The 19,718-nt window shown below is 74.3% G+C and carries 18 protein-coding genes; 10 read left to right on the top strand and 8 right to left on the bottom strand.

Going from position 1 to position 19,718, the window contains the following annotated elements:
• Positions 1–169: 169 nt before the first annotated feature.
• Together EDF32_RS10090 and EDF32_RS10085 are read right to left on the bottom strand one after the other, a co-directional pair.
• Positions 170–553: an SHOCT domain-containing protein gene (locus EDF32_RS10090; protein WP_233565851.1), complete on the bottom strand. Its 384-nt coding sequence runs from the start codon at positions 551–553 to the stop codon at positions 170–172.
• 83 nt (positions 554–636) lie between these two features.
• Positions 637–1,065 carry a DUF6325 family protein gene (locus EDF32_RS10085; protein ID WP_123308378.1) on the bottom strand — a complete coding sequence of 143 codons (429 nt, stop codon included), beginning with the start codon at positions 1,063–1,065 and terminating at the stop codon, positions 637–639.
• Between the two features lie 178 nt (positions 1,066–1,243).
• Between EDF32_RS10085 and EDF32_RS10080 the strand changes: the two genes are divergently transcribed.
• Positions 1,244–2,482: a sodium:proton antiporter gene (locus EDF32_RS10080; RefSeq protein ID WP_123308377.1), complete on the top strand. Its 1,239-nt coding sequence runs from the start codon at positions 1,244–1,246 to the stop codon at positions 2,480–2,482.
• Positions 2,483–2,527: 45 nt separating this feature from the next.
• Here the strand turns inward: EDF32_RS10080 and EDF32_RS10075 are convergent, their stop codons facing one another.
• The gene (locus EDF32_RS10075; RefSeq protein WP_233565850.1) at positions 2,528–3,070 is read right to left on the bottom strand and encodes a low molecular weight protein-tyrosine-phosphatase; all 543 of its coding nucleotides are present in this window, start codon (positions 3,068–3,070) and stop codon (positions 2,528–2,530) included.
• A gap of 149 nt (positions 3,071–3,219) precedes the next feature.
• Between EDF32_RS10075 and EDF32_RS10070 the strand changes: the two genes are divergently transcribed.
• From EDF32_RS10070 to EDF32_RS10050, 5 genes are all read left to right on the top strand, one after another.
• The gene (locus tag EDF32_RS10070; RefSeq protein ID WP_123308376.1) at positions 3,220–4,890 is read left to right on the top strand and encodes an MFS transporter; all 1,671 of its coding nucleotides are present in this window, start codon (positions 3,220–3,222) and stop codon (positions 4,888–4,890) included.
• Positions 4,887–6,500 (top strand): amidohydrolase, encoded by a 1,614-nt coding sequence (locus tag EDF32_RS10065; protein WP_123308375.1) that lies wholly within the window; start codon positions 4,887–4,889, stop codon positions 6,498–6,500. Before EDF32_RS10070 ends, EDF32_RS10065 begins: the two co-directional genes overlap by 4 nt.
• Entirely contained in the window at positions 6,497–8,095 is a 1,599-nt protein-coding gene (locus EDF32_RS10060; protein ID WP_123308374.1) for an MFS transporter, read from the top strand. The genes EDF32_RS10065 and EDF32_RS10060 overlap by 4 nt, the downstream gene beginning before the upstream one ends.
• A 146-nt stretch (positions 8,096–8,241) precedes the next feature.
• The gene (locus EDF32_RS10055; protein ID WP_123308373.1) at positions 8,242–8,514 is read left to right on the top strand and encodes a hypothetical protein; all 273 of its coding nucleotides are present in this window, start codon (positions 8,242–8,244) and stop codon (positions 8,512–8,514) included.
• Positions 8,515–8,872: 358 nt separating this feature from the next.
• Positions 8,873–9,928: an N-acetyltransferase gene (locus tag EDF32_RS10050; protein WP_123308434.1), complete on the top strand. Its 1,056-nt coding sequence runs from the start codon at positions 8,873–8,875 to the stop codon at positions 9,926–9,928.
• 19 nt (positions 9,929–9,947) lie between these two features.
• Here EDF32_RS10050 and EDF32_RS10045 read toward each other — a convergent pair whose 3' ends face one another.
• On the bottom strand, positions 9,948–10,283 hold the full coding sequence (locus tag EDF32_RS10045; RefSeq protein WP_123308372.1) for a YnfA family protein: 336 nt from the start codon (positions 10,281–10,283) through the stop codon (positions 9,948–9,950).
• Positions 10,280–11,122, bottom strand: coding sequence for a helix-turn-helix domain-containing protein (locus tag EDF32_RS10040; protein WP_123308371.1), 843 nt, complete (start codon positions 11,120–11,122; stop codon positions 10,280–10,282). The genes EDF32_RS10045 and EDF32_RS10040 overlap by 4 nt, the downstream gene beginning before the upstream one ends.
• A gap of 133 nt (positions 11,123–11,255) precedes the next feature.
• Between EDF32_RS10040 and EDF32_RS10035 the strand changes: the two genes are divergently transcribed.
• The 4 genes from EDF32_RS10035 to EDF32_RS10020 all read left to right on the top strand — a co-directional run bounded on the left by EDF32_RS10035 (position 11,256) and on the right by EDF32_RS10020 (position 15,144).
• Positions 11,256–12,131 (top strand): oxidoreductase, encoded by an 876-nt coding sequence (locus EDF32_RS10035; protein ID WP_123308370.1) that lies wholly within the window; start codon positions 11,256–11,258, stop codon positions 12,129–12,131.
• Positions 12,132–12,186: 55 nt separating this feature from the next.
• Entirely contained in the window at positions 12,187–13,242 is a 1,056-nt protein-coding gene (locus EDF32_RS10030; RefSeq protein ID WP_123308369.1) for a ketopantoate reductase family protein, read from the top strand.
• 54 nt (positions 13,243–13,296) lie between these two features.
• A complete protein-coding gene (locus EDF32_RS10025) occupies positions 13,297–14,199 on the top strand; it encodes an NADP-dependent oxidoreductase (RefSeq protein WP_123308368.1) in 903 nt (300 codons plus the stop codon).
• A gap of 120 nt (positions 14,200–14,319) precedes the next feature.
• The gene (locus EDF32_RS10020; protein ID WP_123308367.1) at positions 14,320–15,144 is read left to right on the top strand and encodes an alpha/beta fold hydrolase; all 825 of its coding nucleotides are present in this window, start codon (positions 14,320–14,322) and stop codon (positions 15,142–15,144) included.
• Between the two features lie 204 nt (positions 15,145–15,348).
• Here the strand turns inward: EDF32_RS10020 and EDF32_RS10015 are convergent, their stop codons facing one another.
• Genes EDF32_RS10015 through gabT form a run of 3 tightly spaced genes read right to left on the bottom strand, consistent with a single transcriptional unit; the run spans position 15,349 to position 19,579 of the window.
• Positions 15,349–16,881, bottom strand: coding sequence for an NAD-dependent succinate-semialdehyde dehydrogenase (locus tag EDF32_RS10015; protein ID WP_123308366.1), 1,533 nt, complete (start codon positions 16,879–16,881; stop codon positions 15,349–15,351).
• A 29-nt stretch (positions 16,882–16,910) separates the two neighbouring features.
• Entirely contained in the window at positions 16,911–18,218 is a 1,308-nt protein-coding gene (locus EDF32_RS10010; protein WP_123308365.1) for a Glu/Leu/Phe/Val dehydrogenase, read from the bottom strand.
• Complete coding sequence (gabT, locus tag EDF32_RS10005; RefSeq protein WP_123308364.1) at positions 18,215–19,579, bottom strand: 4-aminobutyrate--2-oxoglutarate transaminase; 1,365 nt, start codon at positions 19,577–19,579, stop codon at positions 18,215–18,217. Before gabT ends, EDF32_RS10010 begins: the two co-directional genes overlap by 4 nt.
• Positions 19,580–19,718: the final 139 nt, after the last annotated feature.

Raw genomic sequence — 19,718 nt, 5'->3', positions numbered from 1 at the left:
GCGCCCGGGCCGGGGGGCGCCTGCGGGCCGCGGCGGCGGGGGGCCGCCCCCGCCCCCCCCGCCCCCGCCTTCCCCCCCAACCCCCCCCCTTTAAAAAACCGGGGGGGGGGCCCCCCCCACTTCTCGGCGGACGGGCCACCCTGCGGACGGGCGGACGGGGCTGTTGGTCTCAGCCGAGCAGCTTGGCCTTCGCCGCGGAGAACTCCGCGTCGCTCAGCACGCCGGCCTGCTTGAGGCCCGCGAGCTTCTCGAGCTGGGCCATCAGGTCGTCGCCGCCGCCCGCGGGCGTCGCCGCGACCTGCGCGGGCGCCTGCTGCGCGGCGGCCTGCTGGGCCTGCATCTGCTCGTAGGCGGCCTGCTGGGCCGCGGCCTGCATGGCCGCCTGCTGCTGCTGTGCCTGGTACTGCTGCTGCTCGTACGCCTCCTGCTCACGACCGGAACGTCGGCGGTTCTGCGCGCCGGTGACGGCATTCGCGGTCCCGGCGATCACGGCGGTGCGCGCCGCCGTGCCGATCAGCCCCGGGCGTCCCACCCGTCCTACGCGTCGAATCATGTCTGTCTCCTTCTCGGTGTCGCGAAGCCCGCGGCGCCGGCAGCATCGTGCCTGCCGTGCCGCGGGCGGGGTCTGCGGCGCGGTCAGTCCTCGAGGTCGCCGAGCCGCACGATCTCGTTGACGACCTCGGCGGGGATGCGCTCGGTCATGAGGATCTCGGCCTCCGTGTCGCGGATCGCGGCCAGGAAGCTGCGCGCCCACGTGTGCTCGACGAGCAGCACGATGGCGGCGCTCCCGGTGCCGAGCGAGGCGGCGACGTCGAGGAGGTCCTCCTCGCCGGCCAGGCCGGCACCCCCGACGTCCAGCGCGCTCAGGGCGGGGTGGTCGATGTCCTCGAGCTCGACGATGGTCGCCTCGCCGTCGTCGTCCACGGCGACGTAGGTGATGTCGAGGACGTCGACGACGTCCGCCTCGACGAGGCGCACCACCTCGTCCACCACCGCGTCGGGGATGCCGGTGACCGGCACGCCGATCACCATGAACTCGACCGGGCCGAACTGTTCGTCTGCCATGCTCCCTCTTCCGTCAGGGCCGATGTCTCTCGTCTTCTGCACAGGCCGGTTGCGCCAGGCCCGATCGTCCCACCGACGACGCCGTGCGTCACCTGCGGACGGAACGCGCGGTGCCTGAGCGCCCGCCGCTCCCCGATAGTCTCGCCCCCATGACGAGCGCACGCCCGGGAGCACGCTGATGGACGCCGCCACCGCCATCGCCCTGGTCGTCGCGCTCGGCGTCCTCAGCCAGATCGTCGCGGGCCGCGTCCGCGTGCCCTCGATCCTCGTCCTGCTCGTGGTCGGTCTGGTCGCCGGTCCCGTGACGGGGTTCCTCGATCCCGACGCCGTCTTCGGCGACAGCCTGTTCTCCGTCGTCTCGCTCGGGGTGGGCCTCCTGCTCTTCGAGGAGTCGCTCAAGCTGGACTTCCAGCGCCTGCGCGGGGGCGCCCGCCGTCCGGTCCTCCTGCTCGTGACCGTCGGCGCCACCCTTACCGGGGCCGGCGCGTCGCTGATCTGCTACCTCGTCCTCGACCTGTCGTTCCAGCGCGCCGCCGTGGTCGGGGCGATCCTCATCGTGTCCGGACCCACCGTCGTCGGGCCCCTGCTGGCGCTCATCCGACCGAAGGAGCCGCTCGGGTCCGTCCTCGCGTTCGAGGGCATCTTCATCGACCCGATCGGGGCGACCGTCGCGCTCGCCGTCGCGAACTTCGCCCTGCACGAGGAGTCGCCGCGCCTGCTGGCGACCGCGGTCAACGGCATCTGGGTGGGGGTGGTCGCAGCCCTCGTATACGTCGTCGCCGTGCGCTGGGGCCGCATCCCGCCGGGGACCGAGGTGATCCTCGCGATCGCGCTCGCGATGCTGACCTACTCCGCGGCGGAGTACGTCCACGACGAGGCGGGGCTGTTCGCCACCGTCGCGATGGGCATCACGCTCGCCAACCAGAAGGCGGTGGACATCGAGCCCCTGCACGAGTTCGGGGGGCACCTCGGGATGCTCCTGGTCGGCTCCCTGTTCATCCTGCTCTCCGCCCGCGTCGACATCGACGCGCTGCGGGAGTATGCGCTCGCGTCGCTCGCGGTCACCGCCCTGCTCGTCCTCGTGCTGCGCCCCGCGGTCGCGGGCCTGTCGACGTACGGCACCGTGCTGACCGGCCGCGAGCGGGCGATGGTCGGGTGGATGGCGCCGCGCGGCATCGTGGCCGCCTCGACCGCCTCCGTCTTCGCGCTCGAGTTCGAGGACGCCGGCGACCCGTTCCCCGAGCTCGTGCCCGTCGTGTTCGGCGTCGTCCTGCTCACCGCGGTGGTCTACGGGCTGACCGGTCCGCTCGCGGCGCGGCTGCTGCGCGTGCGCGCCACCGAGCCCGAGGCGCTCGACGCCGACGGCGTCCCCGTCTCGGTCCCCGGCGAGTCGACGGCGCGCCGGGCGCTGGGCTGACCCCGCCCGTCCGTCCGTCCGCCCGCCCCGCCCCGCCGAGACCGGTCAGCGGGCGGCGACCTGCGCGCGGACGTGCTCCACGATCGGGTCCGCGGCGGCCTCGATCTGCGCGAGGCACGTCTCGAAGTCCTCGACCCCGCCGTACCAGGGGTCGTCGATGTCCAGGACGTGCTCGCCGTCGGGGGCCACGTCCTGCGGCGCCCGAGGGTCGAAGGCACGGAACATCCGCACGGTCGGGGCGCCGCCGGACCCGGTGAGCCGGCGCAGCGCGCGGGCGTGCAGCGCCGTCATCGGCAGCACGAGGTCGCGCGAGACCAGGTCGGTCGCGCGCACCTGGCGGGCGACGTGGTCGCCCACCGGGTATCCGTGCCGCTCGAGCACGCGGCGTGCGCGCGGGTCGACCGGGTTCCCGGCCTCCTCGTCGCTCACGCCCGTGGAGTCGACGACGACGTCGTCCCCCAGCCCCGCCTTCTCGAACCGGTCGCGCAGCACGATCTCGGCCATGGGTGACCGGCAGATGTTCCCGGTGCACACGGTCATGACGCGGTAGGGGCCCGGGCCGGCGGGCGGGCGGGAGGTCTCGCTCATGCCGTCATGGTGACACGCCGCGGAGCCCGCGCGGCACCGGATCCGCGCAGGTCGCACGCCCCTTCCCCGCGCGCCCCCGCCGAGGCAGCCCTAGCGTGAGCGGCAGGGGCCGGCCAAGGCCCGCACTCGACCACCGAGAGGGCCGACCCGTGTCAGAGACGAGCATCCGGGCGAAGGGGACGACGGCGGCGCTCATCGCGCTGACCGCCGCGTCGTGCCTCCAGGTCGTGGACCCGACAGCGAACAACATCTCCATCGTCGGCGCGAGCGTCGACCTCGACATGTCGGGCTCGCAGCGGGCGTTCGCCGCGAGCGTCGGCACGCTGGCCCTCGCGGCCTTCATCCTCACGACGGGCGCCCTGGGCGACCGGCTCGGTCGCCGCAAGGTGATGCTCGTGGGGCTGCTCGTCGCGGCGATCGGCGGCGTCGTCACGGCGGTCGCGCCGAGCTACGGCATCTTCGTCCTCGGCCGCGCGGTCACGGGCCTCGGCATCGCGGCGTCGTTCGGGCTCAGCTTCGCCCTGCTGCGCGAGGTGCTGCCGAACCAGATCCCCAAGGCCGTCGCGTTCTGGCTGGCGGGCCAGACCGCCGCGGCCCTGGTCCTCGGCGTCGTGGCCGGCTGGATGGCCGGGTTCGGCTGGCGGTTCGGCTACCTGACGATGCCGATCGTCGCGGTGATCGCCTTCCTCATGTGCCTGCGCGGGCTGCCGGAGGCGAAGGCCGACCACGTCGGGAAGTTCGACTATCTCGGGCTCCTGGCCATCGCGGTCTCGCTGGTCGGCCTCATCTACGGCCTGAGCAACGCGGCCAACGACGGCTGGGGCTCGGCGGCGGTGCTGGTGCCCGTGCTGATCGGTGCGGTGACGATGGTCTTCTTCATCTGGTGGGAGGCGCGCATCCCGGACCCGGCGTTCCCGGTCAAGCTGTTCAAGGACCCGGAGCTCGCCGGCTCCGTCGCGACGGGCTTCTCGTTCAACATGTGGCAGGCCGTCGTGATGATCCAGCTCTCGATGCTCTGGCAGTACGTGTACCAGTACTCGCCGCTCGAGGTCAGCCTCGGCCAACTCCCGATGAGCCTCGCCATGGTCGTCGGCGCGACGGTCGCGGGCCGGATGCTCTCGAAGGGCATCCCCGCCTCGCTCAACCTCATCATCGGGCACGTCCTGCTCATCGGGACGATGGTGATGTTCGGCTTCTCGAGCACCACGTCGCCGTACATCTTCTTCGCGATCCCGATGATCGTCGGCGGGTTCGCGCGCATGCTCAACGAGACGACGATGGGCCAGTTCTTCGTCGCCAAGCCGCCGCCCGCCCTGACCGGCGCGATGGCCTCGTCCAAGACCGCGATCGGCCAGACGAGCTTCGCGCTCGGCACCGCGCTGAGCTCGACCTTCCTGTTCGGCCAGTACGGCCGCGGCATCGCCCAGGCGTTCGCCGACGCGAACGTCGAGCCGTCGCAGCAGGGCCGCTACACCGGGATGATCCAGCAGTACATCTCCGGCGGGGACCTGTCGGACTACGACCCGAAGCAGGTGGACGCCGTGATCTCGAGGGCGAGCGGGGTCTTCGTCGACTCGTTCAACGGGACCATGTTCATCATCGCCGGCTTCCTGACGTTCTTCGCGATCATCAGCACGCTCTTCTTCGCGAAGGCGACGCGCATGCGCAAGGCCGGCACCCTCGTCGACGGCTCGCTCACCCTCGACGGGCGCCCCGCGGCGCTGGTCGCCGCCGGCGCGGACGCAGGCAAGACCGGGACCGCGGGCACGCCGCGGACCCCGGACGCACAGCACACCGACCGAGACGGAGACGACCGATGAGCACCCCCGACCTGATCCTCACCGGTGCGACCGTCCTGACGGTGGACGACGCCGGCACCGTCGCCGAGGCGGTCGCCGTCACCGACGGGATCATCACCGCCGTCGGCACGACGGAGGAGATCGCCGCGCTGGCCGGCCCCGGCACCAAGCGCGTGGACCTGTCGGGCCGCACCGTCGTCCCCGGCTTCGTCGACGCCCACAGCCACGTCTCGATGGGCGCCCCGTACGTCAAGCACGCGGCGCTGCAGACCCCGCCGGTCGGCGACACCCGCACGGTCGCGGACGTGCTGCGCAAGCTGCACGAGGCCAAGGACCGCAACGCTCCGGAGCCGGGCGGCTACGTCATCGGCTGGGGCTACTTCCCCGACCAGATGGACGACGGCGGCCTCATCACGGCGGAGATGCTCGATGCCGAGTTCCCCGACCACCGCGTGGTGCTCGTCAACGTCTCCGGGCACGGCGGCGTCGTCAACACCCGGGTGCTCGAGGACGCCGGGTACGTGCCGGGCGTCGCGAACCCCGACGGCGGGACGATCGTGCGCCTGCCGGGGACCGACGTCCCGTCCGGCGAGCTGTGGGAGCAGGCGTGGATGCCGCTCGTGTTCAGCCTCCTCGACTACGGCGAGGCGGAGCTCGAGGCGATGCTGCGCGAGTACGCCCGCTGGGGCATGACGACCGTGCAGGACGGCGCCGCGAGCATCAAGCAGATCGAGCAGGTCCGCGCCGCCGCCGAGCAGGGACGCCTCCCCGTCGACGTGCGCTCGCTGGTGATCTACAACGAGCTCGACGAGGCCATCGAGTCCGGGATCGTCGGCACCACGTCGCACGGCCACACGGTCCAGGGCGTCAAGCTCATCATCGACGGCTCTCCGCAGGGCCGGACGGCGTTCGTCACGCAGGAGTACGAGACCGGCGGGCCGGGCGGCGAGCAGCACTGGCACGGGCTGGCCAACATCGAGCAGGGCGACGCGAACTCGCTCGTCGAGACCGCGTACCGGCACGGGGTGCAGGTCTTCGCCCACTGCAACGGCGACGCCGCCGTCGACCGCCTCCTCGACGCGCACCGCGCGGCGGTGGCCGCGGGCGCGACGCCGACCGGGCGCACGGTCCCGATCCACTCCCAGGTCATGCGGCACGACCAGCTCGACGACTACGTCGAGCTCGGCTTCGAGCCGTCGATGTTCACGATCCACACGTACCTGTTCGGCGACATCCACATCAAGAACTTCGGCGAGGACCGCGCCTTCGCCATCTCGCCGATGCGGTCCGCGATCGACAAGGGCCTGCGACCCACGAACCACTCCGACTTCCCGATCACGCCCATCAACCCGCTCGTTCTGCTCTGGACGTCGGTCGCGCGCACGTCGCTGTCCGGCGTCGTCCTCGGGCAGGGAGAGCGGGTCACGCCGCTCGAGGGGCTGCGGGCGCTGACCATCGACGCCGCCTACGAGCACCGCACGGAGGACGACCGGGGATCGATCGAGGTCGGCAAGCTCGCGGACCTCGCCGTGCTCGACGCGAACCCGCTCGAGGTCCCGGTCGACGCCATCAAGGACATCGCCGTGGTGCGCACCTTCAAGCGCGGCGCGACCGTCCACGACGCGTCATGAGCGCGACGGGCGGCGGGACGGCGGGCGGCACCGGCACCGCCGCTCCCCCGGCGGACGGCGTCGCCCGCCGCCCGGGCGCCGCGATCCTCGCGCTCACCGTCGCCGGGGTGGCGCAGGCCGCCGACGTCTCGATCCACAACACCGCCATCGCGTCGGCCGCGGGCGAGCTCGGCATGTCCGCGTCCCAGCGCTCGTTCGCCGCGTCCGCGGCGACGCTCGCGATGGCCGCCTCGATCCTCACGGTGGGCACCATCGGCGACCGGTTCGGGCGCCGCCTGACCCTGCTGTGGTGCGCGGTCGCGCTCGTGCTCGGCGGCGTCGTGACGGCACTGGCCGCGGACACGCTCGTCTACATCATCGGGCGCGTGATCACCGGTATCGGGCTCGCCGGCACCCTCGCCCTGTCGATGGCGCTCATCCGCACGGTGGCTCCCGACCGGGTGCCCCGCGCGATGTCCCTGTACTTCACCGGGCAGGTCGGCTTCGCCCTGCCCCTGACGATCCTCGGCGGCGCCCTGATCGGCGGGTCGTGGCGGCTCGGCTACCTCGTGGTCCCGGTCGTCGGCATCGCGGCCCTCGTGCTGAACAGGGCCTACGTCCCGCGCTCGAAGGCGGTCCACCGGCGGCGCTCCGACCCTGTGGGTCTCGTGCTGGTCGCCCTCGGGCTCGTCGGCGTGATCTGGGGCGTGAGCTCCGCCAGCGCCGGCTGGCTGACCGTCGGCGTGATCGTGCCCCTCGTCGTCGGGGTCGTCGCGCTCGTGGCGTTCCTGCGCTGGGAGCTGCACCACGAGGAGCCGGCGCTGCCGGTGCACCTGTTCAAGAACCGCGACCTCGCCGGGGCGCTCTCGGCGGACGTCTCGTTCAACATGTGGCAGGCCGTCATGACGCTGCAGCTCTCGCTGCTGTGGCAGTACGTGTACGCCTACTCCCCGCTCGAGGTCACCGTGCGCCAGCTCCCGGCCACGATCGCGATGGTGCTCGGCGCGTTCGCCGCGGGTCGGCTCGCGACCCGGGGACGGTCGCCGCAGTCGCTCGTGCTCGTGGGGCTCGCCGGGGTGGCGATCGCCATGTACGTCTTCGCGACCGCCGGGCTGAGCACGCCGTACTGGGTGTTCGGGGTCGGGCTCGTCGTCGGCGGCTTCTCGCGCATGCTCACCGAGACCTCCGCCGGGCAGTTCTTCGTGGCCGTGCCGCCGCCGGACCTCGTGGGGGCGACCGTCGCGAGCAAGCCCGCCATCGGCCAGGCGTCCTTCGCCCTCGGCCTCGCGCTCAGCTCGACGCTGCTCTACGGCGGCCTCGGGCGCGGCCTCGGCGAGCGCCTCGGCGACCTGGGCCTCACGCCCTCGCAGCAGGGCCAGGTGATCGGCTGGTTCTCGGACGACGACGTCCCCGGCTGGGCGCAGGGCACCGACCTCCTCCAGCAGGTCACCGCGAGCGCGCAGGACGCGTACATCGACGCGTACCGGCTGACGATGCTCGTCTTCGCGGTGTTCTTCACGATCATGTTCGGCGTGACGTACTCGCTGCTGCGCGGGCGGCGCAAGGGTGCCGAGGCGGGCGCGACGGACGCCCCGGCGGGCCCGGCGACGGTCTGAGCGCCCGGCACCGCCGTTCGACAGGGCCCGCGCCGCGGGAGGACACTGGCGCGGGCCCCGTGGTGTCCGTGCGAGCGGCCGCCCGCACGAGCGGCGCCCTCGGGCCCCAGCCCGCGCCGTCCCCCGCACGACCATCGGAGAACCGCATGCCGCAGCCCGGCGACCGCTCACGACCCGCCCCGGCCCCGGGCGCCGAGCCCGACGGCGCGGACCAGTTCCTCGGCTTCTTCGGACTGCTGCTCGGAATCACCGGTCTCTTCGTGTTCGGCCCGATCATGTCGGTCGGGGGCCTCGTCGTCAGCGGCCTCGCGCTGGGTCGCGGGCGGCGTGCGGGCCGGCTCAACATGGTGGCCCTGATCGGACTCGTGGTGAGCGCCGTCGCATTCGTGCTCTTCGTGGTCGCCGTCGTCACCCACTGAGCCGCCCCTCCCCGACCTCCTTCGCCCTCGGAAAAACCCCTTGGCGTGCCCGCCCGGCAGGCGTAGCGTCGTCTGCACAAGGGAGAGGAGGTGGTCCTGGAAGTGAATATTCTTCGGACTCTTGAGGTGGTTGCGCGCTAACCGTCGCGCATCGAACGGACGGCAGCTGAGCCGGTCCGCCCCCGGTCTCCCCGCTCAGGCGGGGACGACGGCAGGCGAATCCCGACGCAGCCACCGGTGCCCGCGGGAGTCGTGCCCTCGTCCAGCACGACGGACGGATCTGATCCGTCAGCCCGCGGGCATTCCCCTGCCCGGACGCGACTCGCCCCGCCTCCCGCGCCGGAGGAAGATCGTGGTCGTGAGCAGCTTCCCCGAGACTCCCGAGACCCCCGCCCCGGCCCTGCCTACCCTGCCGCCACGGTGGCGCGCGTATGCCCCGGGGCCGGACGACGTCGACGATCTGTGGACCCTGCGGTCGCGGCACGAGGCGGCGGCGCGCGGGCGCGCGTCAGCGCAGGTCGCCGACGTCCAGGCGGAGGTGACCGGGCCCGGCGCGGCGACGCGCGCCCACCTCGCCGTCCGCGACGACGCAGCGGTGCTGCGCGCCTGGGCCACGGCGCACGACCGCGCCGCGGGACGCGTGCTGGTGGCCGTCCTCGTCGACCCGGACCTCGGCGACGCCGAGGGCGACGCGCTCGCCGCCGGGCTCTTCGCCTGGGCCGAGCGGGCAGCGGGCGAGCTGGCCCGCGCCCGGGGCCGCGACGCGACCCAGCTCGACAGCGGCGCGTTCGAGCCGGACGAGCGCCAGCAGCGTCGCCTCGCCGCGGCCGGCTACCTGCACGTGCGGACCTGGTTGCAGATGCGCCGCCCCGTGGGGGACGCGGACCTCGACCCCCGCCCGCCGGGGCCGGGGGTGCGTGTGCGGCTCGTGCGGCAGGGCGACGACGGGCTGCCCGACGAGCGCGACGTGGTCGCCGTCCACGACGTGCTGGAGGAGGCGTTCGCCGACCACTTCAACCACCACACCGAGACGTTCGACGAGTTCGTCGCCCGGCTCCGCGAGGACCCCGGGCACCGGTGGGACCACTGGTGGCTGGGCGAGCTCGTCGACGGGGACGACGGCGCCGCGGTCCCGGCCGGCGCCCTGGTCGCCACGGCCTCGCTCGACGACGACGGCGAGCCCGTCGCGAGCTACGTCGACTACCTCGGGGTGCTGCGCACGGCCCGCGGCCGAGGGATGGCGAGCGCGCTGCTCGACGCCGTGCTCGCGGACGCCGCCGAGCGCGGCCGGGCGAGCGTCGCGCTCGAGGTCGACGCGGACTCCCCCACGGGCGCCACCGACCTGTACCGGTCGCTCGGGTTCGAGACGACCTACGTCACGCAGTCGTGGCACCGGGACGTGACGGTCCGCTGACCGCCGGACCGGCCGCCGCTCAGCCGTGCCGCGGCGCGTACATGATCATCGCGAACCCGACGAGGCAGACGAGCGCCCCGACGACGTCCCAGCGGTCGGGCCGGAAGCCGTCGACGAGCATCCCCCAGGCGAGGGACCCGGCGACGAACACCCCGCCGTACGCGGCGAGGATCCGGCCGAAGCTGGCGTCCGGCTGGAGGGTCGCGAAGAACCCGTAGAGCCCGAGCGCGACCACCCCGGCGCCGACCCACACCCAGCCCCGGTGCTCGCGCACGCCCTGCCACACGAGCCACGTCCCGCCGATCTCGAACACCGCGGCGACGGCGAACAGGACCACCGACCGCAGCACCGTCACCGGGCCGCGTCCTTCGCCGCGGGCAGCGCGGACGACGCGAGCACCGCGAGCCGGTCCGCGGCGTCGCTGCCCGCGTCCGGGTGGTAGACGACGAGCATCTGGCCGTCCGCGCCGCCGACGGCGAGCTTCTCCCGGTTGAGCCGCAGCTCGCCGACGACGGGGTGGTCGAGCAGCGACGTCGTCCCCTCCCGGGCGTGGACGTCGTGCCGTGCCCACAGCTCGCGGAAGCGCGGGCTCGCGAGGGACAGCTCGCCGACGAGCTCGATGAAGCGCGGGTCGTCCGTGTCGGTGCCGACGGACTCGCGGAACCCGGCCACCAGGCGCCGCGTCGCCTCGGGCCAGCCCGGGTAGAGGTCGCGCTCGGCGGGGTCGAGGAACACGTCGCGCAGCCGGTTCGCGCCGACGACGAGACGTGGGGACAGCGCCGTCGCCAGCGGGTTGACGGCGAGGACGTCGAAGTAGCGCCCCTCGACGAAGGCGGGCAGCCCGAGCGTCGCGACGAGGCGCGCGATCCCCGTCGGCACGCTCTCGCGCCGCGGCCGCCGCCGCGAGCGCCGCGGCCGGTCGGCACCGAGCTGCAGGAGGTGGGCCACACCGTCGTCGTCCAGGCGGAGCACCGACGCGAGAGACTCCAGGACCTGGACCGACGGGTTGCGGTCGCGGCCCTGCTCGAGGCGCAGGTAGTAGTCGGCGCTGATGCCGGCGAGCATCGCCACCTCCTCGCGGCGCAGCCCGGGCACGCGGCGCACCCCGAGCACCGGGATCCCGGCGTCCGCCGGGGTGACGAGCTCACGACGGGCGCGCAGGTACTCGCCCAGCGGGTTCGACGCGTCGCTCATGCGCCCACCGTAGGCCGCGGGGACGGCCGCGTGCCTGGTCCTGCGCCACCCAGGACCGCGGGGGCTCTGGTCCGCGCGCCGGGCCGCGCGAAGGATGGTGGGCAGAGCAGGACACCACAGCGAGGAGACCGACATGACCACCGCACCCGCCCTCGGCGGCAGCTTCACGACCGCGCAGGGCCTGACCCTGACCCGCACCGGCTACGGCGCGATGCAGCTCGCCGGTCCCGGAGTCTGGGGCCCGCCCGCCGACCGCGACGAGGCCGTCCGCGTCGTCCGCGCCGCGATCGACGCCGGCGTGAACCACATCGACACCGCCGACTTCTACGGCCCGCACGTCACCAACGAGATCGTCCGCGACGCGCTCACGGCGGCCGACGACGTCCACGTCGTCACCAAGGTCGGCTCCGTCCGCGGGGACGACGGCGCGTGGCTGCACGCCCGCTCCCCCGAGCAGCTGCGCGAGCAGGTCGTCTCGAACCTGCGCACGCTCGGGACCGACGTGCTCGACGTCGTGAACCTGCGGGTCGGCGGCGGCGCCGACGGCCACTCGCCGGTGCCGGGATCGCTCGCGGAGCCGTTCGGCGCGCTGGCACAGATGCGCGACGAGGGGCTGGTGCGCCACCTCGGGCTCTCGGTCGTCGACGCGGACCAGGTCGCCGAGGCCCAGGCGATCGCACCGGTCGTGACCGTGCAGAACTGGTACAACCTGGCGCACCGGGGTGACGAGGCGCTGATCGCGTCCCTCGCCGAGCAGCGCGTGGCGTACACGGCGTTCTGGCCGCTCGGCGGGTTCAGCCCGCTGCAGTCCGGGACGCTCGACGCCGTCGCGGGGCGCCTGGGCGCCGCCCCGCAGGCCGTGGCGCTCGCGTGGCTGCTGCAGCGCTCGCCGAACATGGTCGTCATCCCCGGGACCTCGAAGGTGGCGCACCTGCGCGAGAACCTCGCGGCCGCGCAGCTCGTCCTGCCCGACGACGTCGTCGCCGGGCTCGACACCGTCGCCGGGTAGCCGCGCCGTACGCTGGCACGGACCGGAGCCGAGATCCAGCGAGGGGTGGGACGCGGTGCGCTACGTGTTCGTGGGGGCAGGAGCGGTGGGCAGCGCGATCGGCGGGCTGCTGGCGAGCGCGGGCAAGGACGTGCTGCTCGTCGCGCGCGGGGAGCACGCGCGGGCGCTGGCGGGGCGCGGGCTGACCCTGCGCTGCCCGGACGCCTCGCCGACGCTGCACGTGCCGAGCGCGAGCGGGCCCGAGGAGGCGCGGCTGACCACGGACGACGTCCTGGTCCTGACCACCAAGACGCAGCAGGCGCAGGAGGCGGTGGCGCAGTGGGCGGACGCGCCGGTGCGCGACGCGGACGGCGCCGTCGTCGGTCGTGCGGGCGACCTTCTCCCCATCCTCACCGCGCTCAACGGAGTGACCGGCGAGGAGATCGCGCTGCGGTACTTCGCCCGGGTGCTCGGGGTCTGCGTCTGGTTCCCCGCCGTGATGATCGAGCCGGGCGAGGTGTGGGTGCGCGGCTACCCGCTGCGGGGCATCTTCCACGCCGGGCGCTACGGCGCCGCGCAGCACCCGGCCGCGGACCGCCGGCTCCTCGACGCCCTCGCCGCGGACTGGGGCGCGGCGGAGCTGCGCGTGCTGCAGCCGGCGGACGTGATGCGCTGGAAGTACCGCAAGCTGCTGTCGAACCTGGGCAACGTCCTGCAGGCGCTGCTCGGCGAGGCGGCCGAGGAGGCCGACGACGTGCGCCGCGCCGCCGAGGCGGAGGGCCGCGAGGTCCTCGCGGCCGCGGGGATCGACGTCCCCGACCGGGACGAGGTCCGCGAGGCATGGTCGGACTACTCCGCGGAACCGGTCCCCGGGGAGCCCGCGATGCTCGGCGGGTCGACGTGGCAGTCCCTGGTGCGCGGGTCCGGGTCGATCGAGACCGACTACCTCAACGGCGAGGTCGCGCTGCTCGCGCGCCGCTCCGGGCGGGCGGCCCCGGTCAACGCGGCCCTGGCGGCGCTGGGCCGGCGCGCCGCGCGCGAGGGACTGACGCCGGGGGCGACGTCCGTCGCGGAGCTGCGCGCCGCCGTCGGGCCGGAGCCGGGCCCGTCCCGTCCGCCTGCGGCAGACTGACGGACGACGCGCGCCGCACCACCGCGGCGCCGCCCGGACCGATCGGAGCGAACGATGAAGGCAGCGCGGTTCAGCCGCTTCGGCGGCCCGGAGGTGCTCGAGATCGTGGACCTGCCGGACCCGCACCCGGGTCCCGGCGAGGTGCGGATCGCGGTGCGCGCCGCCGGTGTCAACGCGAGCGACTGGAAGAAGCGCCAGGGCCTCATGGACCCCGAGCTCCCGCAGACGCTGGGCTACGAGGCGGCCGGTGTCGTCGACGAGCTCGGCGAGGGGGTCACGGACGTCGCCCTCGGTGACCGCGTGTTCGGGTCCACGTCCTCCGGGGCGGCCCAGGCCGAGCTGACGTGCCTGTCCTTCTACGCCCCGGTCCCCGAGTCCCTGGGGCTCGCCGAGGCCGCGACGCTGCCGGCCGCCGTCGAGACGGCCGCGCGCTCGCTCGACCAGCTCGGCGTCGCCGCCGGCGCCACGGTGCTCGTCAACGGCGCCTCGGGCAACATCGGCAGCGCCGCCGTCCAGCTCGCCGTCGTGCGCGGGATGCGCGTGATCGGCACCGCCGGCCCGGCGAACCATGACTACCTGCGCACGCTGGGCGCCGAGCCCGTCGCCTACGGCGAGGGCATGGTCGAGCGCGTCCGGGCCCTGGCGCCCGACGGCGTCGACGCCGCCCTCGACGTCGCCGGCAGCGGAGTCCTGCCGGAGCTGATCGGGCTCGCGGGCGGCGCGGAGCACGTCGTGACGGTGGCCGACTTCCGCGGCGCGCAGGAGCACGGGGTCAGGTTCAGCCGCGGCGACTCCGGGCGCGCGCTGTACGTGCTCGGCGAGATCGGCGAGCTGGTCGGGTCGGGCCGGTTCTGCGTCCCCGCGGTGCAGACCTTCCCGCTCGCCGACGTCGCCGAGGCGCACCGCGTGGGCGAGGCCGGCGAGGCCGGGGGAAAGATCGTGCTCGTCCCCGCCTGAGCGTTCCCGGATGTCTGCACCGTCGTCGTCCCGCGCGCGTGCGTCCCCCCGTGCCCCTACTGTCGGCCGAGCCGGGCCCTCTCACGGGTCCGGCTCGGCCGAGACGACGGAGGAACACGCATGGGCACGGTCACCACCACCGACGGCACCGAGATCTACTTCAAGGACTGGGGGTCGGGCCAGCCGATCGTCTTCAGCCACGGCTGGCCGCTGTCGGCCGACGGCTGGGACACCCAGATGCTGTTCTTCCTCCAGCACGGCTACCGGGTGATCGCCCACGACCGTCGCGGTCACGGGCGCTCGGCCCAGGTCGCCGACGGCCACGACATGGACCACTACGCCGACGACCTGGCGGCGCTGACCGAGCACCTCGACCTGCACGACGCCGTCCACGTCGGCCACTCCACCGGCGGCGGCGAGGTCGCCCACTACATCGCCCGGCACGGCGAGGACCGGGTGGCCAAGGGCGTGCTGATCAGCGCGGTGCCGCCGATCATGGTGCAGACCGAGGCCAACCCTGGCGGCCTGCCCAAGAGCTTCTTCGACGGCCTGCAGGAGCAGGTGGCCACCAACCGCTCGGGCTTCTACCGTGAGCTGGCCGCCACAGCCTTCTACGGCTTCAACCGGCCGGACCGCGAGCTGTCCGAGGCGATCGTCGAGAACTGGTGGCGCCAGGGGATGATGGGCGGCGCGAAGGCCCACTACGACGGCATCGTCGCGTTCTCGCAGACCGACTTCACCGAGGACCTGAAGAAGATCACCGTCCCGGTCCTGGTGATGCACGGCGACGACGACCAGGTCGTCCCCTACGAGGACTCCGGGCCCCTGTCCGCGAAGCTCCTGCAGAACGGGACCCTGAAGACCTACGCGGGGTTCCCGCACGGGATGCCGACGACCGAGGCGGCGACGATCAACGCCGACCTGCTGGAGTTCATCAGGTCCTGACCCTCAGAGCGCCGCCAGGGCCGGGTCGAGCGTCGCGTGCCGCGCCGACGGCGACGCTCCGCCCGCCGAGGGCGACGCTCCGCCCGCCGACGGTGACGAAATGCGCCCGTCAGAGCCCCATCGGGGCCGCGAAACGTCACCGTCGGCGGACGGGGTGTCACCGTCGGCGGGGTGGGTGTCGCCGTCGGCGGGAGAGCGGGCCCGTCAGCTCCAGTCGACCGAGAAGTACTGCGTCTCCTGGAACTCGCGGATGCCGTCCCGGGCGCCCTCGCGCCCCAGCCCGGACTGCTTGACCCCGCCGAACGGCGTCGCCGGGTCCGAGACCACGCCGCGGTTGACGCCCACCATCCCGGCGTCGATCCGCTCCGCGGTCTGCAGCGCCCAGCGCAGGTCCCGCGAGAACACGTACGCGGCGAGGCCGAGCTCGGTGTCGTTCACCGCGCGCAGCAGCTCCTCCGTGTCCGTCCAGGTCGCGATCGGCGCGACGGGGCCGAAGATCTCGGTCCGCAGGATCTCGGCGTCCGCCGGGACGTCGCTCAGCACGGTCGGCGCGTAGAAGTGCCCGGTCAGGCCCGCCGGCACCGGCGCGCGGTGGCTCACCCGGGCGCCTGCCGCGACGGCGTCGTCGACCAGGCGCGTCACGCCCGCGAGCGCCTTGGCCGAGATCAGCGGACCGATCTGGCTCCCGTCGGCGAACGCGGGGCCCACCTGGAGCGCCTCGACGGCTGCGCCGAGCCGGGCGGTGAACTCCTCGACGACGTCGGCGTGCACGTACAGCCGGTTGGCCGCCGTGCAGGCCTGGCCGCCGTTGCGCAGCTTCGCGACCATCGCGCCCGCGACCGCGGCGTCCAGGTCCGCGTCCGCCGCGACGACGAACGGCGCGTTGCCGCCCAGCTCCATCGACGTGTTGACCACGCGCTCGGCGGCCTGGGCGAGCAGCACCCGGCCCACCGGCGTCGACCCCGTGAACGAGATCTTGCGGACGCGGGAGTCCTCGAGCCAGGTCGTCACGACGCCCGCCGCGTCCGTCGTCGGGACGACGTTCACGACGCCGTCGGGCACGCCGGCCTCGGTGAGGATCTGCGCGACGGCGAGGGCGGTCAGCGGGGTCTCGGCCGCGGGCTTGAGCACCACGGTGCAGCCGGCCGCGAGCGCGGGCGCGATCTTGCGCGTGGCCATCGCCGCGGGGAAGTTCCACGGCGTGACGAGGGCGGCGACCCCGACGGGGCGGTGGGTGACGATCGTGCGCGTGCCCCCGGCGGGCGAGGCGCCGTACTCCCCCTCGGTCCGCACGGCCTCCTCGGCGAACCAGCGGAAGAACTCGGCCGCGTAGGCGACCTCGGCGCGCGCGTCGGCCAGGGCCTTGCCGTTCTCCCAGGCCATCAGCCCGGCGAGCCGGTCGGTGTCGGCGACCATGAGGGCGAACGCGCGGCGCAGCACCTCCGAGCGCTCGCGCGGCGCCGTCGCGGCCCAGCCGGCCAGGGCCGCGGACGCCGCGTCGACGGCCGCCGTCGCGTCGCCGGCGTCGCCGTCGGGCACGGCGGTGATGCGCGCCGCGGTGGCCGGGTCCTCGACCTCGAAGGTCCGGCCGGACCGCGCGGGGCGGCCCGCGCCGTCGACCCACACGCCCTGCGCGGGGGCGAGCGACTCGACGAAGGCGCGCAGGTCGGCGTCGGGCACCGGAGCGACCGCGGGAGCGGTCGCCGTGCTGGTCGTGCTCGTGGTGGTGGTGCTCATGGGGCCCTCCAGGGCGGGTGCGGTGGTGGTCAGGGGTACAGGCCGCGCAGCCGGTGCGCGGTCGCGACGCGCTCGACCGCCATCGCGGTCGCCGCCGTCCGCAGCGACAGGTCGCGGGAGGTGGCGTACTCGCGCACCGCGGTCCACGCGCCGAGCATGCGCTCGCGCAGCCGGGCCTCGACCTCGGGCAGCGTCCACCAGTAGGCCTGGTTGGCCTGCACCCACTCGAAGTAGCTGACGACGACGCCGCCCGCGTTGGCGAGGATGTCCGGCACCACGAGCGCGCCGGCGTCCGCGAGGATCGCGTCGGCCTCGGGGGTGGTGGGGCCGTTCGCCCCCTCGACGACGACGCGGGCGCGGACGCGGGGCGCGTTCTCGGCCGTGAGCACGCCCTCGACGGCGGCCGGGACGAGGAGATCGACATCGAGCTCGAGGAGCGCGGCGCCGTCGATCTCGTCCGCGCCGTCGAAGCCGACGACGGTCCCGGTCGCGTCGACGTGCGCCTCGAGGGCGTCGACGTCGAGCCCGCTCGTCCCCACGACGGCGCCGTACTGGTCGCTCACGGCGGTGACGCGGACGCCGGCCTCGGCGAGGAAGCGGGCCGCGCCGCGGCCGACCTTGCCGAAGCCCTGCACGGCGGCGGTCGTCGAGTCCGGCGCGAGGCCGCGCGACTCGAGCGCCGCGAGCGCCACGTCCACGACCCCGCGGGACGTGGAGCTGGCCCGGCCGAGGGAGCCGCCGAGCGCGACCGGCTTGCCGGTGACGACGCCCAGCACCGTGTGGCCGTGGTTGACGGAGTAGGTGTCCATCATCCAGGCCATGGTGTTCTCGTCGGTGCCGATGTCCGGCGCCGGGATGTCCCGCTCCGGGCCGATCAGCGGCAGGATCTCCGAGGTGAACCGCCGGGTCACCCGCTCCAGCTCCGCCGTGGAGTACGCGCGGGGGTCGATCCGCACCCCGCCCTTCGCGCCGCCGTACGGCACGTCGAGCAGCGCGCACTTCCAGGTCATCCACATCGCGAGCGCGCGGACCTCGTCGAGGTCGACGTGCGGGCTGTAGCGGATGCCGCCCTTGGCCGGGCCGCGGGAGAAGTTGTGCTGCACGCGGTGCCCGATGAGCAGGTCCTGGCTGCCGTCGTCGCGCCGCAGCGGGATCGAGACGGTGACCTCGCGGCGCGGGGTCGCGAGCATGCGCTGCATGCCGTCGGACAGCCCGAGGACCTGGGCGGCCTCCGCGAGCTGGGAGCGGGCGTCGTCCAGCGGGCCCGCCGGGGCGGCGGCGGCCGACGGCGCCGGCGCCGGCGCCGGCGCGCTCGTCTCCGTCAGCGTGGCGGTCATCGGGTCGCCCCGAGCGCGCGCTCGAGCACGTCCAGGCCCTCGGCCAGGAGCTCGTCGGCGATGGACAGCGGGGGCAGCAGGCGCAGGACGTTGCCGTAGGTGCCGCAGGTCAGCACGATGACGCCCTCGGCGTGCGCGGCGCCCGCGACGGCCTTGGCCAGCGCCGCGTCGGGCTCGCCGGTGGCCGGGTCGACCAGCTCGACGGCGATCATGGCGCCGCGCCCGCGCACCTCGCCGACGCGGGCGTCGCGCTCCGCGAGGGCGCCCAGGCGCGCCGTGAGCTGCTCGCCGACCGCCGTCGCACGCTCGAGGAGACCGTCGGCGACGATCGTGTCCAGGGTCGCCAGCGCCGCCGCGCAGGCGACCGGGTTGCCGCCGTAGGTGCCACCGAGCCCGCCGGCGTGCGCGGCGTCCATGATCTCGGCGCGGCCCGTCACGGCCGACAGCGGCAGGCCGCCGGCGACGCCCTTGGCCGTCGTGACGAGGTCCGGCACGATGCCCTCGTGCTCGCTGGCGTACCAGGTGCCGGTGCGGGCGATGCCGCTCTGCACCTCGTCGGCGACGAAGACGACGCCGTTCTCGCGCGCCCAGTCCACGATCGCCGGCAGGAAGCCCTCGGCCGGGACGATGAAGCCGCCCTCGCCCTGGATCGGCTCGATGATCACGGCGGCGAGGTTCTCGACGCCGACCTGCTTCTCGATCTGGTCGATCGCGCGGCGCGCGGCCTCGGGGCCGGAGAGGCCGTCGCGGAAGGGGTAGGACGTCGGGACGCGGTAGACCTCGGACGCGAACGGCCCGAAGCCGGACTTGTACGGCTGGTTCTTCGCCGTGAGGGCCATCGTGAGGTTCGTGCGGCCGTGGTAGGCGTGGTCGAAGGCGACCACCGCGGTGCGGCCGGTGTACGAGCGGGCGATCTTCACCGCGTTCTCCACGGCCTCGGCGCCGGAGTTGAACAGCGCGGTGCGCTTGTCGTGGTCGCCGGGGGTCAGGGCGTTGAGCCGCTCCGCGACCTCCACGTACCCCTCGTAGGGCGTGATCATGAAGCAGGTGTGCGTGAACGCGGCGGCCTGGTCGCCCACGGCCTGCGCGACGAGCGGGGCGCTGTTGCCGACGGTCGTCACGGCGATGCCCGAGCCGAGGTCGATGAGCGAGTTGCCGTCGACGTCGACGACGACGCCGCCCCCGGCGGCCGCGGCGAAGACCGGCATCGTGGTGCTCACGCCGCCGGGAACGGCGGCGCGCTGGCGTGCGGCGAGCTCGACGGAGCGCGGGCCGGGCAGGGCGGTGACGAGCCGTCGCTCCTGGGGAAGGGCGGGGCCGCCGACGACGGCCTGGTCGCTGACCTGGGTGGTGACGGACATCTGCGCCTCCGGGGGTGGGTAGCTCCTCGCCCGCTGCGGGCGAGCGGCGCCGGTCGGGCGCGTGAGGCCGACGCTAGGCGCCACGGCCCGGGGCACGACATGGCAGATCTGCACAATTATGAGATCGCCGTTGTGCAAG

The sequence above is a fragment of the Cellulomonas sp. PhB143 genome, assembly GCF_003752595.1.
Taxonomy (GTDB): domain Bacteria; phylum Actinomycetota; class Actinomycetes; order Actinomycetales; family Cellulomonadaceae; genus Paraoerskovia.
The sequence above is the reverse complement of the archived record's forward strand: the minus strand, read 5'-3'. Positions and strand labels throughout refer to the sequence as shown.

Bases quoted from the DNA above. Each gene is read 5' to 3' on its own strand.
- EDF32_RS10015 (WP_123308366.1), bottom strand. From the start codon at position 16,881: ATGAGCACCACCACCACGAGCACGACCAGCACGGCGACCGCTCCCGCG.
- EDF32_RS10090 (WP_233565851.1), bottom strand. From the start codon at position 553: ATGATTCGACGCGTAGGACGGGTGGGACGCCCGGGGCTGATCGGCACG.
- EDF32_RS10075 (WP_233565850.1), bottom strand. From the start codon at position 3,070: ATGAGCGAGACCTCCCGCCCGCCCGCCGGCCCGGGCCCCTACCGCGTC.
- EDF32_RS10025 (WP_123308368.1), top strand. From the start codon at position 13,297: ATGAAGGCAGCGCGGTTCAGCCGCTTCGGCGGCCCGGAGGTGCTCGAG.
- EDF32_RS10020 (WP_123308367.1), top strand. From the start codon at position 14,320: ATGGGCACGGTCACCACCACCGACGGCACCGAGATCTACTTCAAGGAC.
- EDF32_RS10085 (WP_123308378.1), bottom strand. From the start codon at position 1,065: ATGGCAGACGAACAGTTCGGCCCGGTCGAGTTCATGGTGATCGGCGTG.
- EDF32_RS10055 (WP_123308373.1), top strand. From the start codon at position 8,242: ATGCCGCAGCCCGGCGACCGCTCACGACCCGCCCCGGCCCCGGGCGCC.
- EDF32_RS10040 (WP_123308371.1), bottom strand. From the start codon at position 11,122: ATGAGCGACGCGTCGAACCCGCTGGGCGAGTACCTGCGCGCCCGTCGT.
- EDF32_RS10080 (WP_123308377.1), top strand. From the start codon at position 1,244: ATGGACGCCGCCACCGCCATCGCCCTGGTCGTCGCGCTCGGCGTCCTC.
- EDF32_RS10065 (WP_123308375.1), top strand. From the start codon at position 4,887: ATGAGCACCCCCGACCTGATCCTCACCGGTGCGACCGTCCTGACGGTG.
- EDF32_RS10010 (WP_123308365.1), bottom strand. From the start codon at position 18,218: ATGACCGCCACGCTGACGGAGACGAGCGCGCCGGCGCCGGCGCCGGCG.
- EDF32_RS10035 (WP_123308370.1), top strand. From the start codon at position 11,256: ATGACCACCGCACCCGCCCTCGGCGGCAGCTTCACGACCGCGCAGGGC.
- EDF32_RS10060 (WP_123308374.1), top strand. From the start codon at position 6,497: ATGAGCGCGACGGGCGGCGGGACGGCGGGCGGCACCGGCACCGCCGCT.
- gabT (WP_123308364.1), bottom strand. From the start codon at position 19,579: ATGTCCGTCACCACCCAGGTCAGCGACCAGGCCGTCGTCGGCGGCCCC.